The sequence below is a fragment of the Streptomyces sp. NPDC006207 genome, from assembly GCF_040613835.1.
Taxonomy (GTDB): domain Bacteria; phylum Actinomycetota; class Actinomycetes; order Streptomycetales; family Streptomycetaceae; genus Actinacidiphila.
Map to the genome: position 1 here is coordinate 17,896 of NZ_JBEXSX010000049.1, position 19,965 is coordinate 37,860.

Genomic DNA, 19,965 nt, shown 5'->3' on the forward strand with positions numbered 1-19,965 from the left:
CCCCGGCCGGTGGGCAACCGGCCGGGGCCACGGCGTGTCCGCGTGTGGTCCGCGGATCCGGGGAAGGCGCTCATGAGGCGGGGCCGCCGTGGAGGTGGTCCTGCGACGCCAGGCAATTCCCGAGGAGGAGCAGCATGACCGTCGTGAAGAGCACGCTGCCCGAGGCCGACCGCAAGACCGTCGGTGAGGCCCTGCAGCACACCCTCAGCGATCTCATCGACCTGTCGCTCGTCGCCAAGCAGGTGCACTGGAACGTGGTCGGGGCGCGGTTCCGGTCGGTCCACCTCCAGCTCGACGACGTGGTGACCACCGCGCGGACCTACGCCGACACGGTCGCGGAGCGGGCGGCCGCGATCGGGGTGACGCCGGACGGGCGCGCGGGGACGGTCTCCAAGAGCAGCAGGATCGACGAGGTGCCGGACGGCTGGATCAAGGACGAGAAGGTGGTCTCGGTCATGATCGTGGCGCTGGACGCCGTGATCAGGCGGGTGCGCCAGGGGATCGAGGCGACGGAGAAGCCCGATCCGGTGAGCCAGGACATCCTGATCGGGCTCGCCGCCGAGCTCGAGAAGCACCACTGGATGTTCCAGGCCGAGAACGTCTAGGCCGGCGGGGCGTCGTCGGCGGGAGCATCGGGGCCGGTCGCCCTAGGTTGCGCTCGGGCGGCGGAATGTCGCAGGTAGTAGCCGTACGTGTCCTCCTTCCGGGTGAACGTCGTGCGGGGTGGGGCGGCAGAGGTCTAGAGATCTTGCCGGAAGGGGATCGCACCTGTGTACGGGGAAAGCCCGGGATTGGGTCCCTGGTGATACCCGCCGCAACCTCGGGGCTCCGAAGGAGGCGGCCATGCACGTTCTCCGCCTGTTTCACGAGCTGTGGGCCCGGCGGCCGGTCCGCTGGGCGATCGCTTTCGTCGCGGGAGTGGTGTGGTGGTGGGCCCTGCTGAGGCTCATCGCCCAGCCCGCGCAGGCAGGCTCCTTCGAGGGCCTGGTCGTCGCCGGTGGCTGGGGGCTCAGCATCGTCCCCCTGCACACGGCGAGGTGGTCACGGGGATCATCAGCCGCCGCTCCGGCGGCCGTCCGTGAGGTTGAGGGCCCGGCGCCGGGAGGGCTGCCGGGAAGACTTCCGGGTCCGCGAAGTCAGTCACTACCAGGGCATGACGACGCCCCCGTTGGGGCGCAGGATCTGGCCGGTCGTGAAGGCTGAGGCGTCGGAGGCCAGGAAGAGCACGGTGTGCGCCACGTCCTGCGGGTCGCCCACACGGCCCAGGGGCGCGGCGCGCACCAGCGCCTCCTCGGCGCGCGCCTGGGCCCGCTCGTCGAAGAGGCCGTCCGGGCCGGTGCCGTGGTGGCTCGTCATCGGCGTGCGGACGAAGCCGGGCGCCACGGCATTGGCCCGCACGCCGCGGGGTCCCAGCTCCGTGGCGAGGGTCCGGGTCAGCTGGACGACGGCGGCCTTCGAGACGCTGTAGCAGAGCAGCCCGCGGGCGCCGGTGTCGATGGCTCCGGAGGCCATGGTGACGATGCTGCCGGCACCGCGCTCGGCCATCGGGCGGGCGGCCTCGCGGGCGCAGTGCAGCACCCCCTTGAAGTTCACCGACAGCACCCGGTCCAGGTCGGCCTCGTCGGTGTCCAGGACGGAACTGGAGTGCATGACGCCCGCGATGGCGGCCAGGACGTCCAGCCGTCCGTGGGTGGCCACGATCGCCGCGACCGCCTCGGCCACCTGGGCGCGGTCGGTGACGTCCACGGCACGCGCCTCCGCCGCGCCGCCGGCCTTCACGGCGAGCCCGGCGGTGTGCCGGGCGCCCGGCTCGTCCACGTCCGCGCACGTCACGGTGGCCCCGGCCTGGGCGAGCAGCAGCGCCGAGGCCCGGCCGATGCCGCTGGCGGCGCCGGTGACCAGAGCGGTGCGCCCGGTGAGGTCGTACGCCGGTACGGTCATGCGGCGACGGTACGACCGGATCTGACGGTCCGTCAATTGGTGTGCCGCGGCGCCGGTGCGGACGCGGGCGCGGGGCCGCGCTGGCATTGCGGGCACCAGTACGTCGCACGGGTCTGGCCGGGCGGGCCCAGCTCGGCGACGCGGATCGCCGTCCCGCAGCGCAGGCAGCCGTGCCGGTCCCGGCGGTACACCCAGTGCGTCCGGCCGCGCCGGGTGTCGCCGGTGGTGATGTGGCCGTGCCGGGTCTTGTTGGCCTGCAGCAGCTTCCTGGCGAGCTCGACGACCCGTTCGGGCTCGGAGACCTCCCCGACACGCATCCAGGGCGTGACGCCGCGCAGGAAGCACACCTCGCACTTGTAGACGTTGCCGATGCCCGCCAGATTGCGCTGGTCCAGCAGCGCCTCCCCGACCGGCCGGGCCGGGTCGGCGGTCAGCCGGCGCAGCGCCTCGGCCGGATCCCAGTCCGGGCCCAGCAGATCGGGACCGAGGTGGCCGACGGCCCGGTCCTCCTCGGCGGTGCGCAGCAGCTCCAGCACGGGCAGCCGGTAGCCGACCGCGACCCGCTCGGCGTTGGCGAGGACCGCCCGGACCTGGTGGTCGGGACCGCCCCGCCAGCGCTCACCGGGTGCGTACAACTGCCAGGAACCGTCCATGCGCAGATGCGAGTGGAGGGTCAGCCCGCCCTCGACCCGGATCAGCAGGTGCTTGCCGCGGGCCACGACCTCCTCCACGCGGCGTCCCGACAGGTCGGTCGTCGCCAGCCGCGGCACACGCAGGTCCGCACGGAGCAGGACGTGCCCCGCCAGCGCCCAGTGCAGCCGGTGCGCGGCCAGCCAGATCGTGTCGCCCTCGGGCACGGATCCCCCTGTCCCGTTCAGGCCCGCAGCCGCAGGCCGCGGGGTGTCGCATGGAAGCCGGCCGCCTCCAGGGCCCGGCCGAGCACCGAGGTGAGGGCGGACTCGCCGTTCGTGCGTTCCACCGTGAGCCGGCCGAGCGCACCGTCACGCACGGCCAGGGCGAGCGCGTCGGCGGCCGCCTGCAACCGCTCCTCGTCCGCGCCGGCGCCTCCCCGGCCCTCGCCCTCCGCCGCGGAGGTGCCGGGCCAGGCCAGCAGGGTCTTGCCGCCGCGCTCCACGTACAGCGTGAGCTCGCCGTCGACCAGGACGACCAGGGCCCCCGCCTTGCGTCCCGGCCGGTGGGTCACCCCGGCGGGCTGCTCGGGCCAGGGCAGGGCGGCGCCGTAGGCGTTGGCCGGGTCGGCCGCGGCCAGCACCACGGTGCGGGCCTTGTCGTGCCGGGCGTCCTCGCGGTCCCGGGCGTTGCTGATGGCCCGCAGGCGGTCCACCGCGCCGTCCATGGCGAACTGGGCCGCGCCCAGCCCCTCCACGACGTAGCCTCGGCGCGCCTGGCCGGTCTCCTCGAAGGCCGACAGGACGCGGTACGCGGCGGAGAAGCCGCCCTCCACACCCTCGGCGGCCACCGCCCCCCGGGTGACCACGCCGTGCCGGTCCAGCAGCGCGTGGGTGAGGGCGTGCGCCCGGTGCGTCGCGTCGGGCTCCGCCTCCGGTACCAGGGACCAGCGGCCCGCGGTCGTCGGCGGCCCGCCCCGTGACGCCGTCACGCGGGGCGCGGGCCGGCCGGTGCGGGCCGTGAAGGCGCCGTAGCGGCCACGGGGCACCGCGCGCGGCGCCCGGTGCGCGGTGGAGCCCGCCGTACGGCCGGAGCCGAGCAGGGCGCGCAGCGGCGCGAGCGTGTCGTTGGTCAGCCGGCCCGACCAGGCCAGCTCCCAGACCACCTCGGCCAGTTCCGGATCGGACAGCTCGTGCCCGGCGGCGCGGACCTGTTCGGAGATCTGCCGGAAGAACAGTCCGTAGCCGCCCGAGAGCCCGTCCAGGACCGCGTGGTGCACCGGGGAGAGCTCCAGCGGCTGGGGCTGCGGCAGCAACAGGGGCGCGGTGTCCGCGAGATACAGCGACAGCCAGCCGTCCTTGCCCTGCAGGGCGCCGGCCCCCGCCCACACGATCTCGCCCGCCGACGTCAGCTCGTCCAGCATTGCCGGGGTGTAGTCCGCCACACGGGCGGGCAGGACCAGCTTCTCCAGGGCCGAGGCGGGGACGGCGGCGCCCTGCAACTGCTCGACGGCCCGCACCAGACCGTCGAGGCCGCGCAGGCCGTGCGTGCCCACGTGCTGCCACTGCGGCAGGAAGGTGGCCAGCGTGGCCGGCGGCACGGGTTCCAGTTCGTGCCGCAGCGCCGCCAGCGAGCGCCGCCGCAGCCGCCGCAGCACACCGGCGTCGCACCACTCGTGGCCCGCGCCGCCGGGCCTGAACTCGCCCTGCACGACCCGGCCGGACGCGGCGAGCCGGTGCAGGGTGCCGTCGGCGACGGCGGTGCCCAGGCCGAAGCGCTGGGCGGCCTCGGCCGAGGTGAACGGCCCGTGCGTACGGGCGTAGCGGGCCAGCAGATCCGCCAGCGGGTCCTTGACGGGCTCGGTGAAGGCCTCCGGCACACCGACCGGCAGGGCGGTGCCCAGGGCGTCCCGCAGCCGCCCGGCGTCCTCCACGGCGGCCCAGCGGTCCACGCCCGCGACGCGGACCCGGATCGCCCGGCGCGCGCCCTCCAGCCCGGCCGCCCAGCCCGGTTCCGCTCCGCGCGCGGCCAGCTCGGCGTCGTCCAGCGGGCCCAGCAGGCGCAGTACGTCGGCGACCCCCTCGGGACCCTTGATCCGCCGGTCCTCGGTAAGCCACTGCAGCTCTTGCTCCAGTTCCACCATCACGTCGGCGTCGAGCAGCTCGCGCAGCTCGGCCTGGCCCAGCAGCTCCGCCAGCAGCCGGGAGTCCAGCGAGAGCGCCGCGGCGCGCCGCTCGGCCAGCGGCGAGTCGCCCTCGTAGAGGAACTGCGCCACGTAGCCGAAGAGCAGCGACTTGGCGAACGGCGACGGTTCGGGCGTCGTCACCTCGACCAGCCGCACCTTGCGGGACTCGATGTCGCCCATCAGCTCGACCAGCCCGGGGACGTCGAAGACGTCCTGCAGGCACTCGCGGACCGCCTCCAGCACGATCGGGAACGAACCGAACTCCGAGGCCACCTGGAGCAATTGGGCGGCCCGCTGGCGCTGCTGCCACAGCGGCGTGCGCTTGCCGGGGTCCCGGCGGGGCAGCAGCAGCGCACGGGCCGCGCACTCCCGGAACCGGGACGCGAACAGCGCGGAACCGCCGATCTGGTCGGTGACGAGCTGCTCGACCTCGCCCTTGTCGAAGGCGACGTCTGCGGCGCCGACCGGGGACTGGTCGGCGTCGTACTCGGTGCCCTGCCGCGCCGGGTCCACGTCCAGCAGGTCCAGGCCCATCAGATCCGCGTCCGGCAGACGCAGCACGATGCCGTCGTCGGCGTGCATCACCTGCGCGTCGAAGCCGTACCGCTCACCGAGCCGGGCACCCAGCGCGAGCGCCCATGGGGCGTGGACCTGGGCGCCGAAGGGGGAGTGGACGACCACCCGCCAGTCGCCCAGCTCGTCCCGGAAGCGCTCCACCACGATGGTGCGGTCGTCGGGCACATGGCCGCAGGCCTTGCGCTGCTCCTCCAGGTAGGCCAGCACATTGTCGACCGCCCACGGGTCCAGCCCCGCCGCGGCCAGCCGGGCCCGGCCCTTGCGCGGGTCCAGGGCGGCGACCTCGCGCAGGAACGCGCCGAGGGCGCGGCCCAGCTCGAGCGGGCGGCCGAGCTGATCGCCCTTCCAGAACGGCAGCCGCCCGGGCACGCCCGGGGCGGGGGAGACCAGCACCCGGTCGCGGGTGATGTCCTCGATCCGCCACGAGGTCGTGCCCAGGGTGAAGACGTCTCCCACCCGGGACTCGTAGACCATCTCCTCGTCGAGCTCGCCGACCCGGCCGCCGCCCTTCTTCGGGTCGGCGCCGGCCAGGAACACCCCGAACAGCCCGCGGTCGGGGATCGTGCCGCCCGAGGTCACCGCCAGGCGCTGCGCGCCGGGCCGGGCCGCCACCGTGTTCGCCACCCGGTCCCACACCACGCGCGGCCGGAGCTCCGCGAAGGCGTCCGACGGATAGCGCCCGGCCAGCATGTCCAGCACCGCGGTGAACGCCGAGTGCGGCAGCGCGGCGAAGGGCGCGGCCCGGCGTACCATCGCCAGCAGTTCGTCGACGTCCCAGGTGTCCAGCGCCGTCATCGCGACCAGTTGCTGCGCCAGGACGTCCAGCGGGTTGGCCGGGATGCGCAACGCCTCGATCGCGCCCTCCCGCATCCGCTCGGTGACCACCGCCGACTGCACGAGGTCGCCGCGGTACTTGGGGAAGACCACCCCGGTCGAGACCGCCCCCACCTGGTGTCCTGCCCGGCCCACGCGCTGCAGCCCGGACGCCACCGAGGGCGGCGACTCCACCTGGACGACCAGGTCCACCGCGCCCATGTCGATGCCCAGCTCCAGGCTGGACGTGGCGACGACGGCCGGCAGCCGCCCGGCCTTGAGGTCCTCCTCCACCAGGGCGCGCTGCTCCTTGGAGACCGAGCCGTGGTGCGCCCTGGCCAGCAGCGGCGGCGCCCTGCGCGCCGCGCCGGACTGCGCCATGATCTCCGCGGGCGGCGCGCCCTCGGGCAGGGGCTCGCCCATGGCCCGTTCGTAGGCGATCTCGTTGAGCCGGTTGCACAGCCGCTCGGCCAGGCGGCGCGAGTTGGCGAAGACGATCGTGGAGCGGTGGTCCTGCACCAGGTCGGCGATGCGCTCCTCGACGTGCGGCCAGATCGAAGGCCGCGGGTCGTCGCCCTCGGTGGCGGGGGAGCCGCCGAGCTCGCCCAGGTCCTCGACGGGGACGACCACCGACAGGTCGAACTCCTTCTGCGACGGGGGCTGGACGACCGTCACCTTGCGCTGCGGCGACAGGAAGCGCGCCACCTCGTCCACCGGGCGGACCGTCGCCGACAGGCCGATGCGCCGCGCGGGGCGCTCCAGCAGCTCGTCCAGCCGCTCCAGCGACAGCGCCAGGTGCGCACCGCGCTTCGTCCCGGCGACGGCGTGCACCTCGTCGAGGATCACCGTCTCGACGCCGCGCAGCGACTCCCGGGTCGAGGAGGTCAGCATCAGGAACAGCGACTCGGGGGTCGTGATCAGGATGTCCGGCGGCCGGGTGGCGAGCGCGCGCCGCTCGGCCGCCGGGGTGTCGCCCGAGCGGATGCCCACCCGCACCTCAGGCTCCGGCAGCCCCAGCCGCACGGACTCGTGCCGCAGGCCGGTCAGCGGACTGCGCAGGTTGCGCTCCACGTCGACGGCGAGCGCCTTCAGGGGGGACACGTACAGCACGCGGCATCGGCGCTTGGCCTCGGCCGGCGGCGGCGTCGACGCCAGCCGGTCCAGGGCGGCAAGGAACGCCGCCAGCGTCTTCCCGGAGCCCGTGGGGGCCACCACGAGCACGTCGGACCCCCCGGCGATCGCGCGCCAGGCCCCCGCCTGCGCGGCGGTGGGCGCGCTGAAGGCCCCCGTGAACCACGCGCGCGTGGCGGGGGCGAACGCGTCGAGGGCCCCCGCCGGATCCCGCTCCTCCGGGGTGGCCCCAGTGCTCCGTCGCGACATGCCATCCATCCTGCCTCGCCCCACTGACAAACCGCCCCCCTCCGTGCGCGCACGCGGTCCTTCCCGGGCAGGACGGGCGGGCGGAGGGCGGGTACGGCGCAGAATGGGGGGATGGGGTCGGACGAGCGGGCGCGGTTCTGGAGGCATCCGGGCCTGCCGGACGTCGATCTCCTGCGGGCACGGTACGTGCGCAAGACGTTCGTCCGGCACACGCACGAGTCGTTCGTGATCGCCGGCATCACCCACGGAGTCGAGGCCTTCCACCACCACGGCACGATCGAGCGGGCGGGACCGGGGGCGGTGGCGCTGATCAACCCCGACACCGCGCACACCGGGCACGCGGGCGTGCCCGAGGGGTGGACGTACAGCGTGCTCTACCCCGGGGCGGACGTCGTGGCCTCCGTCGCGGCGGAGACGACGGCGATCCGCGGGACGGCGGGCTTCACCGTCGCCGTCGCAGAGGACCCGTACGCCGTGCACCTGGTCACCCAGGTGCTGCGGGCGGCCGACCAGGGCAACGCGCTCGCCGCCGACACCATGATGCGGCTCGCCGTCGCCCGGCTGCTGCGCGCCCACGGGGGCACGCTGCCCGAGCGCGCCCTTCTCACCGCGGGCGCCCGCAAGGCCGAGCGGGCCCGGCAGATCCTGGAGGCGCGCCTCACCGATCCGCCGCCGCTGGCGGAGCTCGCGGCCGGGCTGGGCACGAGTCCCTTCGCGCTGCTGCGCGGCTTCCGCGACCTGTACGGCATGCCCCCGCACGCCTGGCTCACCGACGCCCGGGTCCGGCGCGCGAGGCGGCTGCTGGACGACGGGACGGCACCGGCCGATGCCGCGGTCGCCGTGGGCTTCACCGACCAGCCCCATCTGAACCGCCACTTCACGCGGATCGTGGGGGTGCCGCCGGGCGCGTACCAGCGGGAGCGCAAGAACGTACAAGACGGCCCCAAGGGCGCGGCCTAGCGTCGGGCAGGTGACCGCAGCACCCATGGAAGCCGGCCGGCACCGGCCGCACCCACCGCCGTCCCTCAAGCCGCGTTCCGCGGTGGTCCGCGACGCCCTGGGAGTGGGTGTCGCCGTCGGCCTGTCCGGCTTCGCCTTCGGAGTGACCTCGGCCGGGGCCGGCCTGAGCCTGCTGCAGACCTGCGCGCTCAGCCTGCTGGTGTTCACCGGCGCCTCGCAGTTCGCGCTCGTCGGCGCCCTGGGCCCGGGCGGCGCTCCCCTGGCGGCCGCCGCCGGGGCGCTCTTCCTCGGGGTGCGCAACGCCTTCTACGGGCTGCGGCTGTCCGAACTGCTGCGCGTCCCGCGCGCACTGCGCCCCTTCGCGGCGCAGTGGGTGATCGACGAGACGTCCGCCGTCGCCCTGGCGCAGCCCGACCGGGCGAGCGCCCGGCTGGGTTTCACGGTCACCGGCGCCACCCTCTACGCGCTGTGGAACCTGACCACGTTCCTCGGCGCGTTCGGCGCCGCCGCGCTCGGCGACCCGGCCGACTGGGGCCTGGACGCCGCCGGTCCGGCGGTCTTCCTCGCGCTGCTCGCACCCATGCTGCGGGGCCGCCGCGAGCGGGCCACGGCGGCGGTCGCCGTACCGCTCGCCCTGGTGTGCCTGCCGCTGCTCCCCGCCGGGGTGCCCGTCCTGGTCGCGGCGCTGGCCGCACCGCTCGTCCTGGCCGCGACCCGCCGCAAGGAGGCCGACCGATGAGCACGTGGATCGCCGTGGGCGTCACCGCCTTCGGCTGCTACGCCGTGAAACTGCTGGGCCTGTCCGTTCCCGCGGGCTTCCTGGAACGCCCCGTCGTGCGGCGGCTGGCCGCGCTGCTGCCCATCGCCCTGCTGGCGGCCCTCACCGCACTGCAGACCTTCGGGGACGGGCGCGGCCTGGTGATCGACGCGCGCGCCGCGGGTCTGGCGGCGGCCGGCGTCGCCCTCCTGCTGCGCGCTCCCTTCCTTGTGGTCGTCGCCGTCGCGGTGGTGGTGACCGGAGCGCTGCGGGCCGTCACCGGGTGACGGGTTAATGTGACCCGTCACAACGGATGCGCAAGTGAGGGTGGGACGATGGCGGTCGACTCCCTGCCGGTCCTCTCCGACGCGGCCCGCGCCCTCGCGGCGCGCTGCGAGCACAGGGTGAACGAGATCGCCCGCTCCATGACGACGCGCGCCTTCGCCGACCTCCCCGGCTATGCCGAGCTGCCCGCGGACGTCAAGGACGGGGAGCTCGCCGCCACCGCGCGCCACGGCCTGCGGCTCTTCCTGCGCCGGGTCGTCCACGGCACTCCCGCCGAGCGGCCGGAGCGGGGCGACTTCGACCGCTTCAGGGAACGCGCCGCCCAGCGGGCCGAGGAGGGGCTGCCCCTGCACCTGGTGCTGCGCGGCCATCTGCGCGGCACCGCCGTGCTGTGGCGGGCGCTGCGGGAGGCGGCGCGGCCGGGCGAGGAGGCCGCGCTCGCCGAACTCGCCGACGTCCTCATCGGCATCCAGGAGGGCATCGTCGGCGCCGTCTCCGAGACGTACCTGGACGAGCAGAGCACGCTCGCCGCCGAACGCCGTGAGGAGCGCCGCGCCCTGGTGCGGGCGCTGCTGGACGGCTCCCTGGCGCCGGAACGGTTCCCCGCCGGGCGGCTGGGCCTGGCGGGCGGCGCCCTCGTGCTCGCCCTCCACCTCCCGCCCGAGGACGCCGCCGGCCGCCCCCCGGCGGCCGCGCACCGCAGGTCGCGCCGGGCCCAGGCCGCGCTGGACCGCGCTTTCGGCACCGAGGTGCCGGCCCTGCTCGACGACACCGGCGGCCACGCCGTCGTCCCCGGCCGCCCGGTGCTGCCGGGCGGCGACGACGCGCTGCTCGCACCGCTGCGCCGCGCCTGCTCCGCGGACGTGCGGCTGGCCGCCGTCACGGCCGCAGGCCCCGCGGACATCCCCGGTGCCGCCCGCACGGCGACGGAGGTGCTGAGGGTGGCGCGCGCCGGAGGGCTGCCGCCGGGGCTGCACCGGCTCGACGACGTGCTGCTGGAGTACCACCTGTCGCGGCGCGACGAGAGCAGCGACCGGATAGCGGCCCTGCTCGACCCGATCGCGGGCCGCCAGGACCTGGTCGAGACGCTGCGGACCTACCTCGGCAGCCGGCAGGAACGCCGCAGCACCGCGCGGCAGTTGGGGCTGCACCCCAACACCGTCGACAACCGGCTGGCCCGGATCTGCGAACTCACCGGGCTCGACCTCGCCGCGCCGCACGGCACGGCCCTGGCACTGGCCGCGCTGCTGCTGCGCGACGCCGCCGGGTGAGCCGTCCTCAGGCGAGGCGTCCGTACGCCCGCAGGGTGAGCAGCGCGTCGAGGGTGACCAGCGGCCGCCACTCCAGCAGGGTCCCGGGGGCCCACGCGGCCCGGCGCGCGGGCCAGCCGCCGTCGTCCTGCTGGCCGGCCGCCAGGAAGTCCAGCGCGCGGTCCATCTCCGCGTCCGTGAACCACTCCCGCGCCGGGGAGTCCGGCGTGCGCGCGTAGTCGAACGCGAAACGGTGCTCGCCGTCCGGGGATCCGGACGGCGGCGCGGCCTCCGGGTGCCGCCTGGGGTCCAGTACGACGAGCCGCTGCTCGCGCACGATCCGTCCCAGCCGCGCCGCCGCCGCCCGGGCCCGCGCCCGGTCGGGCGCGTGGTCCAGGAACGCCATCGCGGCCACGACCTCGGCGGGGTGGGTCTTGTCGAGGGTCTCGATCGCCTCCCAGCAGAAGTCCGTGGCCCGGAACAGCCAGGCGTGCCAGACCTCGTTGCGGTGGAGCGTGCCCACCACCGGCCCGGTGGCCAGCAGGTCGCCCGGCGGGCTGTCGACCAGGGGCAGCCAGGGAGCGACGGGGAAGCCGCGCAGCGAGGGGTGGAGCGCGGGCAGCGCGCCCTCCGGGGTCGACACGGCCGTCACGTAGCGGCAGATCCGCTCGGCGCGCTGGCCGGCGCACCTGCCGATCTCGTCGAGCACGCGCAGCGCGTGGGCCACGTGCAGCGGCTGGCTGACCGTGCCGCGCAGATCGGGCTCGAGGGCGTGGCCGTAGCCGTCGTCGCCGTTGCGGTAGGCGGTCAGCGCGGTCTCCACCGCGTCCGCCGGGCCGTTCCGGAAGTGGTACGCGAACCTGCGCTGCTCGAGCACGCGTGCGGTCAGCCACACGAAATGCTCGGCGCGTTCTAGCGGGGTTGCTGGCATGTGCGCACAGTAGGCCTCCGTAAGCGCTCTGCACACAGAAGTGCGCAGGGAGCACCCTGGCGTGCGACCACGCGCCCCCCAGTACGGGTCATCCGCCGCCGGGAGTTGACGGCCCTGGCACACCCTGGACTTAATGTGCCGTAAAACTCGGGGGAGGGGGCGCGGTGGACGATCCACTGCTGTGGCGGGCCGGTTCCGGGGAACTGGCCGACTGGCTCGACGGTGTGCGGCGCAAGCTGCTCGGGGACACGGTCGCCGGGTACGACGTGTGGAGCGGTCCGGTCTTCCCCGACTACGGGAGCGTGATCCACCGGGCCGGTGACACCGGCGCCCTCGCCCGGTTCCTCACCGCCGCGGGCGCCGACGCGCTGCGCGCCATCACGCACCGCGGTGCCCGGCAGGGGGAGACCTCGGTCGAGCTCCGCGTCGAGGGCCGCACCGGCGCGGACGCCCTGCGCGTCGTGCCGTCGGGCGAGCGCGCGGGCACGGTACGCCTCACGGCCCCGGTCGCCGATCCGGCCGCGCTCGCCGCATGGCTGCACCAGCTGTCGCCGCTGCTCCCCGTACCGGTCCCGCGCCGGGAGGCGCCGGCCCACCCGCTGCCCGAGGCGCTCGCCGTCACCCTGTACCACCGCTCCGGCGACGTCCTGATCGGCCTGGAGGCACGCGACGGGCGTCCGGCCGGTTCCGGGCCGCGCCCCGCGGACGGCCGGGTGCTCGTCCGTACGCGACCGGACACCCTCGCACACCAGTCCGGGCTCCTCCTGCACCCGGCCGTCCTCGAACGCAGGCCGGTCACCACGGCCGGCGAACTGGCTCGGTGGCTCGGCGAACTGGACGCGGCGTGGGGGAGCGGCCGGCGCTCTCCGCGCTCACCGGCCGCGCCACCCGGGCCGTCCTGCCGTACGGCGATCTCCGCGCGGAGGTGCGGAAGATCGAGCACGGGACGCCGTTGCTCATGGTCGGCCGGCCCTTCGGCCCCGAGGTGACCGCTTCCGGGCCCCCGGAGCGGCTCGCGCGGTGGGCCGGGCCGCTGCTCGGGGTGGTCGTCCACCAGCGGGCCGCCTCCTCGTCGCGCCGTGCCCTGGTGAGATGGCTGCGCGGCGTGGAGGAGTCGGTGTTCGCCGGGGCCGCATTGTGGACGGTCACGGCGTCCGCCGCCCCGCCCGGCGTGCTGCCCGGGACCCCCGTCACCACCGCCGAGCTGGCCGCCCTCTTGTCCGGCACCCCGGACGGCGGCGTCCCGGGGGTGGACCACCTCGCCCCCGGCGAAGTCTCCCTGAGGGGCGCCGGCGCGGCGTTCGGCCGGGTCGACGTCACCGGCCGCCCCGCGCCCTGAGCCGCCGGCGGCGACGGCGCCCGACCGGGCCCGGTGGCGATGCGCGTGCGGGCTCCCGGGGGTTTGAATGGGAGGGGGAACCACGACATCGGACGACCGGGTGACTACACACACCGACCTGGACAACCTCGGCTCGCCGCATGACGGCAGCGGCGCCCTGTTCGTCGTCGACGGGCACGGCGACGTGCTCATGTGCACCGGATCGGTGCACGAGCTGACCGGACGGCCCCCCGGGGCGGTGTGCGGACACCCGGTCGCCGAACTCCTGACGGCCCCGGAGGTGTGGGCACGCCTCCTCCCCGCGGCCGGCGCCGCCGAAGCGGAGGAGGACGCCGAGCTGCGGCACAGCGACGGCACCACGGTCCCGGTGCGGCTGCGGGTGCAGCCGACGGCCGCGGGCGGCGGCCCGACCGGGGGGATGGTCGTGACCGTCACACCCCGCGCGGTGGCCGAACGCCGCAGGGAGGACGAGGCACTGCTCAGGGCCCTCTTCCAGCAGCGGCACGTCGGCCTCGCGATCCACGACATGGCGCTGGAGACCACCCGGTTCAACCTCGTCTCCGGCATCGACCTCCCGCCGGAAGCAGGCGTCCGCGTGGATCCGACGGACTGGACCGTCGAGGACGTGCTGCTCCCCAAGGACGCGGCGGCGCTCCGGGAGCAGCTGAGGCACGTGGCCGAGACCGGGGAGCCGCTGGTCGCCTGGGTGCACAGCGCCCGGCGCCAGGGGACACCGGACGTCAAAAGGGTGGCGTCGTTCTCCGCCTTCCGGCTGCACGGCGCGAACGACCGCCCCGTCGGGGTCGCCGTCATCTTCACCGACGTCACCCAGGAGTACGCCGCCCGCCAGCGCATGGAGTTGATGCACGCCGCCGCGGAGGGCATCGGCCGCAGCCTGGACGTCGCCAGGGTCGCCCAGGAACTCGTGGACGTGCTCGTCTCCCACCGCTTCGCCGACCTGGCCGCGGTGGACCTCACCCACACCGTGCTGATCGGCCAGGAACCCGGCGAGTTCCGGCTCGGTGCCCCCTTCCGCAGGGTAGCCGTGGCCTCCTCGGACGGCTCCTGGCCCCCCGAGATCCACCCCCGGGGCGCCGGCTTCCGCCTGCGCAGCCTGGAGAGCGACCACCTGCGCGGTGGTGCCGCCGTCTTCAGGTCGGACCTGACCTCCTGGCGCGAGGGCCTGGCCGGGGACCTCGAACGCAGCCGGCTGCTGCTGCCCGATACGGCGGTGTCCTTCCTGAGCGTGCCGCTGATCGCCCGCGGCCTGGTGCTCGGCGTCCTGGTGATGTGGCGGACCGCCGCCCTCCCGCCGTACGGCCCGGGCGACGCCGGCCTCGCGGAGGAGCTTGCCTCACGGGCCTCCCTGGGCCTGGACAACGCCCGCCGCTACACGCGCGAGCACCGTACCGTCGAGGCGCTCCAGCGCAGCCTGCTCCCGCCGTCGATCACCGAGACCACCGGGGTGCTGACCGCCGGCAGCTACGTACCGGCGGGCACGACGGAAGCGGTCGGCGGCGCCTGGTTCGACGTGATCCCGCTGTCCTCCAGCCGGCTGGCGCTGGTCAGCGGGGACGTCACCGGCCACGGCCTGAACGCGGCGGCCACCATGGGCAGGCTCCGCACGGCGGTGCAGACCCTGGCCGACCTCGACCTGCCGCCCGGTGAGCTCCTGGCCCACATGGACGACCTCGTCGTCAGGCTCGGCGACGTCGCCCCGCCGCACGGCGAGGACCAGGACGGCACGGCGGGCGGCAGCGCGGTCGGCGCCACCTGCCTGTACTGCGTCTACGACCCCGTCGAGGGCCGCTGCGAGATGGCGAGCGCCGGGCATCCCGCGCCGGTGTACGCCGCGCCGGGCGCCCCCGCCCAGGTGATCGGCCTCAAGCCCGGTCCGGCGCTGGGCGTGGACAGCCTGCCCTTCGAGCCGGTCGGCTTCGAGGTCCCCCCGGGCGGTCTGCTCGCGTTCTTCAACGAGCCGCTCCTGTCCCATCCCGACGGCTCCGCGCAGGAGCGGCTCGGGCGTCTGTGCTCGGTGCTCGCCACGGACCCCGGAGGGACCCGCACCCCCACCCAGACCGGCCGCGCGATCCTCGACGAACTCCTCGCCGAACCGCCCGGGGACGACGTCACGCTGCTCGTCGCTCGCATGCGCCCCCTGCCGCCCGGCTCCGTCGCCACCTGGGAGTTCCCCGCCGATCCCGCGATCGTGGCGCGGGCCAGGACCGCGGTGGAGAGCCAGCTGCAGCTGTGGGACCTCAAGCACCTGGCGTTCACGACCGAACTCATCACCAGTGAGCTGGTCACCAACGCGATCCGCTACGGCGGCGACCCCGTCGGGCTGCGCCTGATCCGCGACGACACCCTGGTCTGCGAGGTGTCCGACCCGAGCCAGACCCAGCCCCGGCTGCGCCGGGCCCGGCTGTCCGACGAGGGCGGCCGCGGGCTGTTCCTCGTCGCCCAGCTCTCCAGCCGCTGGGGCAGCCGCTACACGGCGGGCGGGAAGACCATCTGGGCGGAGCAGCCGCTGTCCGAGTCCTGAGGCGGGCGGGGCGGCGTGTCCTGGCGGTGTCAGGCATCCGGGCCGCCCGGGTCGCCGGTTGCGGTGGTTCGCACTAAACCTGGGGAGGACGGCCGTAGGCGGCGCCCATCCCGTGTCCACCGGGCGGGCGCCGACGGAGGTGGTTCCAGTGGCGCACGGCAGCCCGCCCGCTCCCATGGGTGACGCGGAGGCGGCGATCCTGCGCGCCCTGTTCACCCAGTCGCCGGTCGGCCTGCACGTCCTCGACCCGGACCTGCGGGTGGTCCGCGTCAACATGGGCACCCCTGCCATGCGCGGGGTGCGCTCGGAGGACCTCCTCGGGCGGTACTTCCGCGACGCCTATCCCGTCGTCTCGCCCGACGACGTGGAGGTGCGCCTGCGCCAGGTGCTGGAGACCGGCGTCCCGTTGATCGAGGACCTCGTGCGGACGTACCCGCTGACCGGGGACGGCGAGTCGCACTCCTACTCGCTCTCCGTCTTCCGGCTGGAGGACCCGGACGGGACGGTCCTGGGCGTCGCGCTCGCCGTGGTCGACGTGACCGAGCGGGAGAAGGGGCGTGCCCGGCTGCGCGTCCTCAACGCGGTGCGCGATCGCGTGGGCCGCACCCTGGACGTGGTGGTGACCTGCGAGGAACTCGTCGACGCCGTGGTGCCCGCCTTCGCCGACGTCGTCGTGGTGGAGGTCGTCGACGACGTGGTCCGCGGCGACGACCCGCCGCTGTCGCCGCTGCCCCCGGGGACCCCGCTGCGGCGGGCCGCGTTCGGGAGCAGCGCCGGCCTCGGGCAGCCCCAGGCGTACCCGGTGGGCGACGTGCGGAGCCTGCCCGACCCGACCCCGTACACCCAGGCGCTGTCCGACCTGCGTCCCCGCGTGGTGCGGCTGCACTCCGGGCTGCCGTGGCTGGCCACCGACCCCGCCCGCGCCGAGGCGATCCGTGCCTCGGGGATGCAGACGCTGCTCACGGTGCCGCTGGCACTGCGCGGGACGGTGCTCGGGCTGATCAGCCTCTACCGCACGGAACGCCTGGAGCCCTTCACGGAGGAGGACGTGGAGATCGCGCTGCAGCTGGCCGACCACACCGCCCTGTGCATCGACAACGCCCGCCGCTACACCCGGGAGCACAGCGTCGCCGCCACGGTGCGGCGGCAGCTGCTGCCCCGTCGCCCCGTCTCGCACACCGCGCTGGAGACCGCCTACTTGTCGGCGGCGAGGGAGGGCGCGGCGGGGTCCTGGTACGACACGATCCCGCTGTCCAGCGCCCGCACCGCGCTGGTCGTAGGGGACGTGGCGGGACAGGGCATCCACGCCACCGCCGGCATGGGCCAGTTGCGTACCGTCATCCGCTCGCTGAGCGCGTTCGACCTGGGGCCCGACGAGCTGCTGGCCCGGCTCAACGACATCACGACGCACCTGGCGGCCGAGCGCGCCTCACTGCCGCCCGCCGACCCACTGCACCGGGAGACCCTCACCGCCGCCTGCGTGTACGCCGTGTACGACCCGCTGACCCGCAGATGCACGATGGCCCGCGCCGGTCATCTCGCGCCGGTGCTCGTACGGCCGGACGGCAGCGCGCAGATCCCGGAGATCCCGGACGGGCCGCGGCTGGGCACCGCAGGGGGGACGCCCTTCGCCGCCGCCGAGCTCGACATCCCGGAGGGCAGCGTCCTGGCCTTCACCAGCTCGCCGGTGCTGTCCCTGCACCTGGCGGGCGGTTCCACACCGCTCAAGGGCGGCCGGCCGGGGCCGGACCGTCCGCTCCAGGACATCTGCGACGAGATCATGTACACGCTTCCCGGTGGCGTCGACCAGGGTCTGCCGATGCTCCTGCTGGCCCGCACACGCCCCTTCCCGGCCGACCGCGTCGCCGCCTGGCCGCTCGCGGACGACCGCACGGCGGTCGCCACCGCGCGGGCCCTGGTCCGCGACCGGCTCGCCGAGTGGGGAGCGGACGAGGACACCGTCTTCAACGCCGAGCTGATCGTCAGCGAACTGGTCACCAACGCGATCCGCTACGGGAGCCCCCCGATGCGGCTGCGCCTCATCAACGACCGGATGCTGACCTGCGAGGTCCGGGACACCAGCCCCGCCGCCCCGCACCTGCTGCACGCGCGCACCGTGGACGAGGGCGGCCGTGGGCTGTTCATCGTCGCCCAGCTCGCCGACCTGTGGGGCACGCGGTACGCGGAGGACGGCAAGACGATCTGGACCGAGCAGGCCCTCCCCGCGCCTGCGGGCTGACCGGCCCGCCCGCCGGCGGCGAGGTCCACGAAGGCCGGGCCGGGTGCCGGGTGCCGTGCTAGGTTGCCGACTCCGCCGCGTGCCCGGCCCGGCGTGACGGCGGGCCCGTCATTCTCGGACGGAGAGGGGGTGTGCGCCGTTGCGGCCCCTGGTCCGTACCGCCGCGCTCAGCGGATACGCCGAGCTGAGCCGCTCCCTCGGCATCGACCCGCGGACGCTGATGAGGCGCGTGGGCCTGGACGTCGCGACGCTCGCCGTCCCGGAGCGGTGGATTTCCGGCGCGGCCGTGGCCTGGGCCCGATCGGCCTGGTCGTCCGTCAGGAGCCCGACGTCCGCGGTGTGCTCGGCGTCCTGATCCGGCACCAGCGCGTGTACAACGAGGTGCTGGACGCCCGGCTGTCCGAGGCGGACGGACTCGCCGCCCTCAGGGTGGGCGTACGGCTCGGCGTGCCGATGGAGGCCCGGCAGGCCACGGAACTGGCCGTCGCCGCCTACCACCGGACCCTGCGCGAGGTGCTGCACCCCCACTGGCAGCCGCTCTCGGTGTGGTTCGCCCACCCCGCACCGGCGGACACGGTGACCCACCGGCGGCTGTTCGGCCCGGTCGTGGAGTTCGACCGGGAGTTCGACGGCATCCTCCTGCGGGACGACGACCTCGACGCCCGCAACGCCACTGCGGACCGCCCGCCCGGGTACGCGGGCGGGCGGCCGCAGGTGCTCGCGGGTCCCCGGGACGCCGCCGTCGTGGACCGGGTGCGGGAACTGATCGAGGTGCTGCTGCCCTCCGGCCGCTGCTCGATCGAGCAGGTGGCCCGCAGCCTCGGCGTCGACCGGCGCACCCTCCACCGGCACCTGGCCCGCTCGGGCGAGACGTTCTCCTCGCTGCTCAACGCCACCCGCATGGACCTGGCGCGGAAGTTCGTGGCCGGCCCGTGCCGGTCGCTCACGGAGGTCTCCCGTCTGCTGGGCTTCTCGTCGCTGAGCGCGTTCTCCCGCTGGTTCCACGACCGGTTCGGCTGCAGCCCGCGGGAGTGGCGCAGGTGCGGGCAGGCCGGGCCGCCGATCCGGTCCGCGGCCGGCGCCGCCCGTTCAGGCGAACGGACCCGGTCCGTTTGACGCACCGTCCGGGGCGGCGGACCGTGGCGGGTATCCCCGCTCGTAGAAAGGCCGGACGGCGATGGCGGACACTCAGGCCAGGCGCATAGCCGCGTTCATCGAGCCGCTGCGCGTGGAGCCCGGGTTCACCGTGGACCTGGCCAGGGACTTCGACCCCCGGTACAAGGGCAGCCTGAAGAAGCGGGACGGCGTCGGACTGCTGAGCACGGGTGTGTCGCTGCTGGCCGAGTACCAGGCGCGGCTGGCCGCCCAGGACACCTACGGGGTGCTGCTCTGCCTCCAGGCACTCGACGCCGGGGGCAAGGACGGCACCATCCGTCACGTCATGAGCGGGGTGAACCCGCAGGGCGTGCGGGTCAGCAGCTTCAAGGTGCCCTCCGCGGAGGAGCTCGACCACGACTACCTGTGGCGCTACGCGCAGCGGCTGCCCGCGCGGGGCGAGATCGCGATCTTCAACCGCTCCCACTACGAGGAGGTCCTCGTCGTCCGGGTGCACCACGAGGTCCTCCAGCGGCAGAAGCTGCCGGAGCAGCCCAAGGGCGCGGGCATCTGGGAGCGGCGCTACCAGGAGATCAACAACTGGGAGCGCTACCTGACCGACAACGGCTTCAAGGTCGTCAAGGTCTTCCTCAACCTCTCCAAGGAGGAGCAGCGCGCCCGCTTCCTGAAGCGGATCGACCTCCCCGAGAAGAACTGGAAGTTCTCCGCCGCCGACGTGCGGGAGCGCCGCCACTGGGACGAGTACCAGAGGGCCTTCTCCGAGATGCTGTCGGCGACGAGCACCAAGCACGCCCCCTGGTACGTCGTCCCGGCGGACCGGAAGTGGTTCGCGCGGATCTGCGCCGCGGCGGTGCTCGCCCACACGCTGATGGAGATCGACCCCCAGTACCCCACGGTCGGCGAGGAGGCCCGGCGCGACCTGCTCGCCGCCCGGCGGGAGTTGGAGGCCGAGGCCCCGCAAGGGGCGCCGGCCGACCCGTACGCGGCCCGGCGGCGGACGAAGGACGCGCGGCGCCGCTAG

Annotated in this window: 15 protein-coding genes; 11 read left to right on the forward strand and 4 right to left on the reverse strand. The window is 75.1% G+C overall.

Annotated elements, in window-relative coordinates:
- Window positions 1–134: 134 nt before the first annotated feature.
- Window positions 135–605 carry a Dps family protein gene (locus ABZ312_RS31405; RefSeq protein WP_500329082.1) on the forward strand — a complete coding sequence of 157 codons (471 nt, stop codon included), beginning with the start codon at window positions 135–137 and terminating at the stop codon, window positions 603–605.
- Between the two features lie 538 nt (window positions 606–1,143).
- Here the strand turns inward: ABZ312_RS31405 and ABZ312_RS31410 are convergent.
- The 3 genes from ABZ312_RS31410 to ABZ312_RS31420 are packed head-to-tail and all read right to left on the reverse strand — an operon-like array spanning window position 1,144 to window position 7,525.
- On the reverse strand, window positions 1,144–1,941 hold the full coding sequence (locus tag ABZ312_RS31410) for an SDR family NAD(P)-dependent oxidoreductase (RefSeq protein ID WP_500439239.1): 798 nt from the start codon (window positions 1,939–1,941) through the stop codon (window positions 1,144–1,146).
- Window positions 1,942–1,973: 32 nt separating this feature from the next.
- On the reverse strand, window positions 1,974–2,798 hold the full coding sequence (locus ABZ312_RS31415) for a DNA-formamidopyrimidine glycosylase family protein (protein WP_500439240.1): 825 nt from the start codon (window positions 2,796–2,798) through the stop codon (window positions 1,974–1,976).
- A 17-nt stretch (window positions 2,799–2,815) separates the two neighbouring features.
- A complete protein-coding gene (locus ABZ312_RS31420) occupies window positions 2,816–7,525 on the reverse strand; it encodes an ATP-dependent helicase (RefSeq protein WP_500439241.1) in 4,710 nt (1,569 codons plus the stop codon).
- Window positions 7,526–7,636: 111 nt separating this feature from the next.
- Between ABZ312_RS31420 and ABZ312_RS31425 the strand changes: the two genes are divergently transcribed.
- The 4 genes from ABZ312_RS31425 to ABZ312_RS31440 are packed head-to-tail and all read left to right on the forward strand — an operon-like array spanning window position 7,637 to window position 10,798.
- A complete protein-coding gene (locus ABZ312_RS31425; protein ID WP_500439242.1) occupies window positions 7,637–8,485 on the forward strand; it encodes an AraC family transcriptional regulator in 849 nt (282 codons plus the stop codon).
- Between the two features lie 25 nt (window positions 8,486–8,510).
- Window positions 8,511–9,224: an AzlC family ABC transporter permease gene (locus ABZ312_RS31430; protein WP_500329093.1), complete on the forward strand. Its 714-nt coding sequence runs from the start codon at window positions 8,511–8,513 to the stop codon at window positions 9,222–9,224.
- Window positions 9,221–9,529, forward strand: coding sequence for an AzlD domain-containing protein (locus ABZ312_RS31435; protein ID WP_500329078.1), 309 nt, complete (start codon window positions 9,221–9,223; stop codon window positions 9,527–9,529). The genes ABZ312_RS31430 and ABZ312_RS31435 overlap by 4 nt, the downstream gene beginning before the upstream one ends.
- Before the next feature lie 48 nt (window positions 9,530–9,577).
- Window positions 9,578–10,798, forward strand: coding sequence for a PucR family transcriptional regulator (locus tag ABZ312_RS31440; protein WP_500329077.1), 1,221 nt, complete (start codon window positions 9,578–9,580; stop codon window positions 10,796–10,798).
- A gap of 7 nt (window positions 10,799–10,805) precedes the next feature.
- Here the strand turns inward: ABZ312_RS31440 and ABZ312_RS31445 are convergent, their stop codons facing one another.
- On the reverse strand, window positions 10,806–11,708 hold the full coding sequence (locus ABZ312_RS31445; protein ID WP_500439243.1) for a hypothetical protein: 903 nt from the start codon (window positions 11,706–11,708) through the stop codon (window positions 10,806–10,808).
- A 164-nt stretch (window positions 11,709–11,872) separates the two neighbouring features.
- Here ABZ312_RS31445 and ABZ312_RS31450 point away from each other — a divergent pair, with 164 nt between their 5' ends.
- From ABZ312_RS31450 to ABZ312_RS31475, 6 genes are all read left to right on the forward strand, one after another.
- Entirely contained in the window at window positions 11,873–12,697 is an 825-nt protein-coding gene (locus ABZ312_RS31450; protein ID WP_500439244.1) for a serine/threonine-protein kinase, read from the forward strand.
- On the forward strand, window positions 12,667–13,047 hold the full coding sequence (locus ABZ312_RS31455) for a hypothetical protein (protein ID WP_500439245.1): 381 nt from the start codon (window positions 12,667–12,669) through the stop codon (window positions 13,045–13,047). The genes ABZ312_RS31450 and ABZ312_RS31455 overlap by 31 nt, the downstream gene beginning before the upstream one ends.
- A gap of 100 nt (window positions 13,048–13,147) precedes the next feature.
- Complete coding sequence (locus ABZ312_RS31460) at window positions 13,148–15,589, forward strand: ATP-binding SpoIIE family protein phosphatase (protein WP_500329074.1); 2,442 nt, start codon at window positions 13,148–13,150, stop codon at window positions 15,587–15,589.
- A gap of 148 nt (window positions 15,590–15,737) precedes the next feature.
- Window positions 15,738–17,828, forward strand: coding sequence for a SpoIIE family protein phosphatase (locus tag ABZ312_RS31465; RefSeq protein ID WP_500329073.1), 2,091 nt, complete (start codon window positions 15,738–15,740; stop codon window positions 17,826–17,828).
- A gap of 267 nt (window positions 17,829–18,095) precedes the next feature.
- Complete coding sequence (locus tag ABZ312_RS31470) at window positions 18,096–18,944, forward strand: AraC family transcriptional regulator ligand-binding domain-containing protein (RefSeq protein ID WP_500439246.1); 849 nt, start codon at window positions 18,096–18,098, stop codon at window positions 18,942–18,944.
- Window positions 18,945–19,005: 61 nt separating this feature from the next.
- Complete coding sequence (locus ABZ312_RS31475; protein WP_500360015.1) at window positions 19,006–19,965, forward strand: polyphosphate kinase 2 family protein; 960 nt, start codon at window positions 19,006–19,008, stop codon at window positions 19,963–19,965.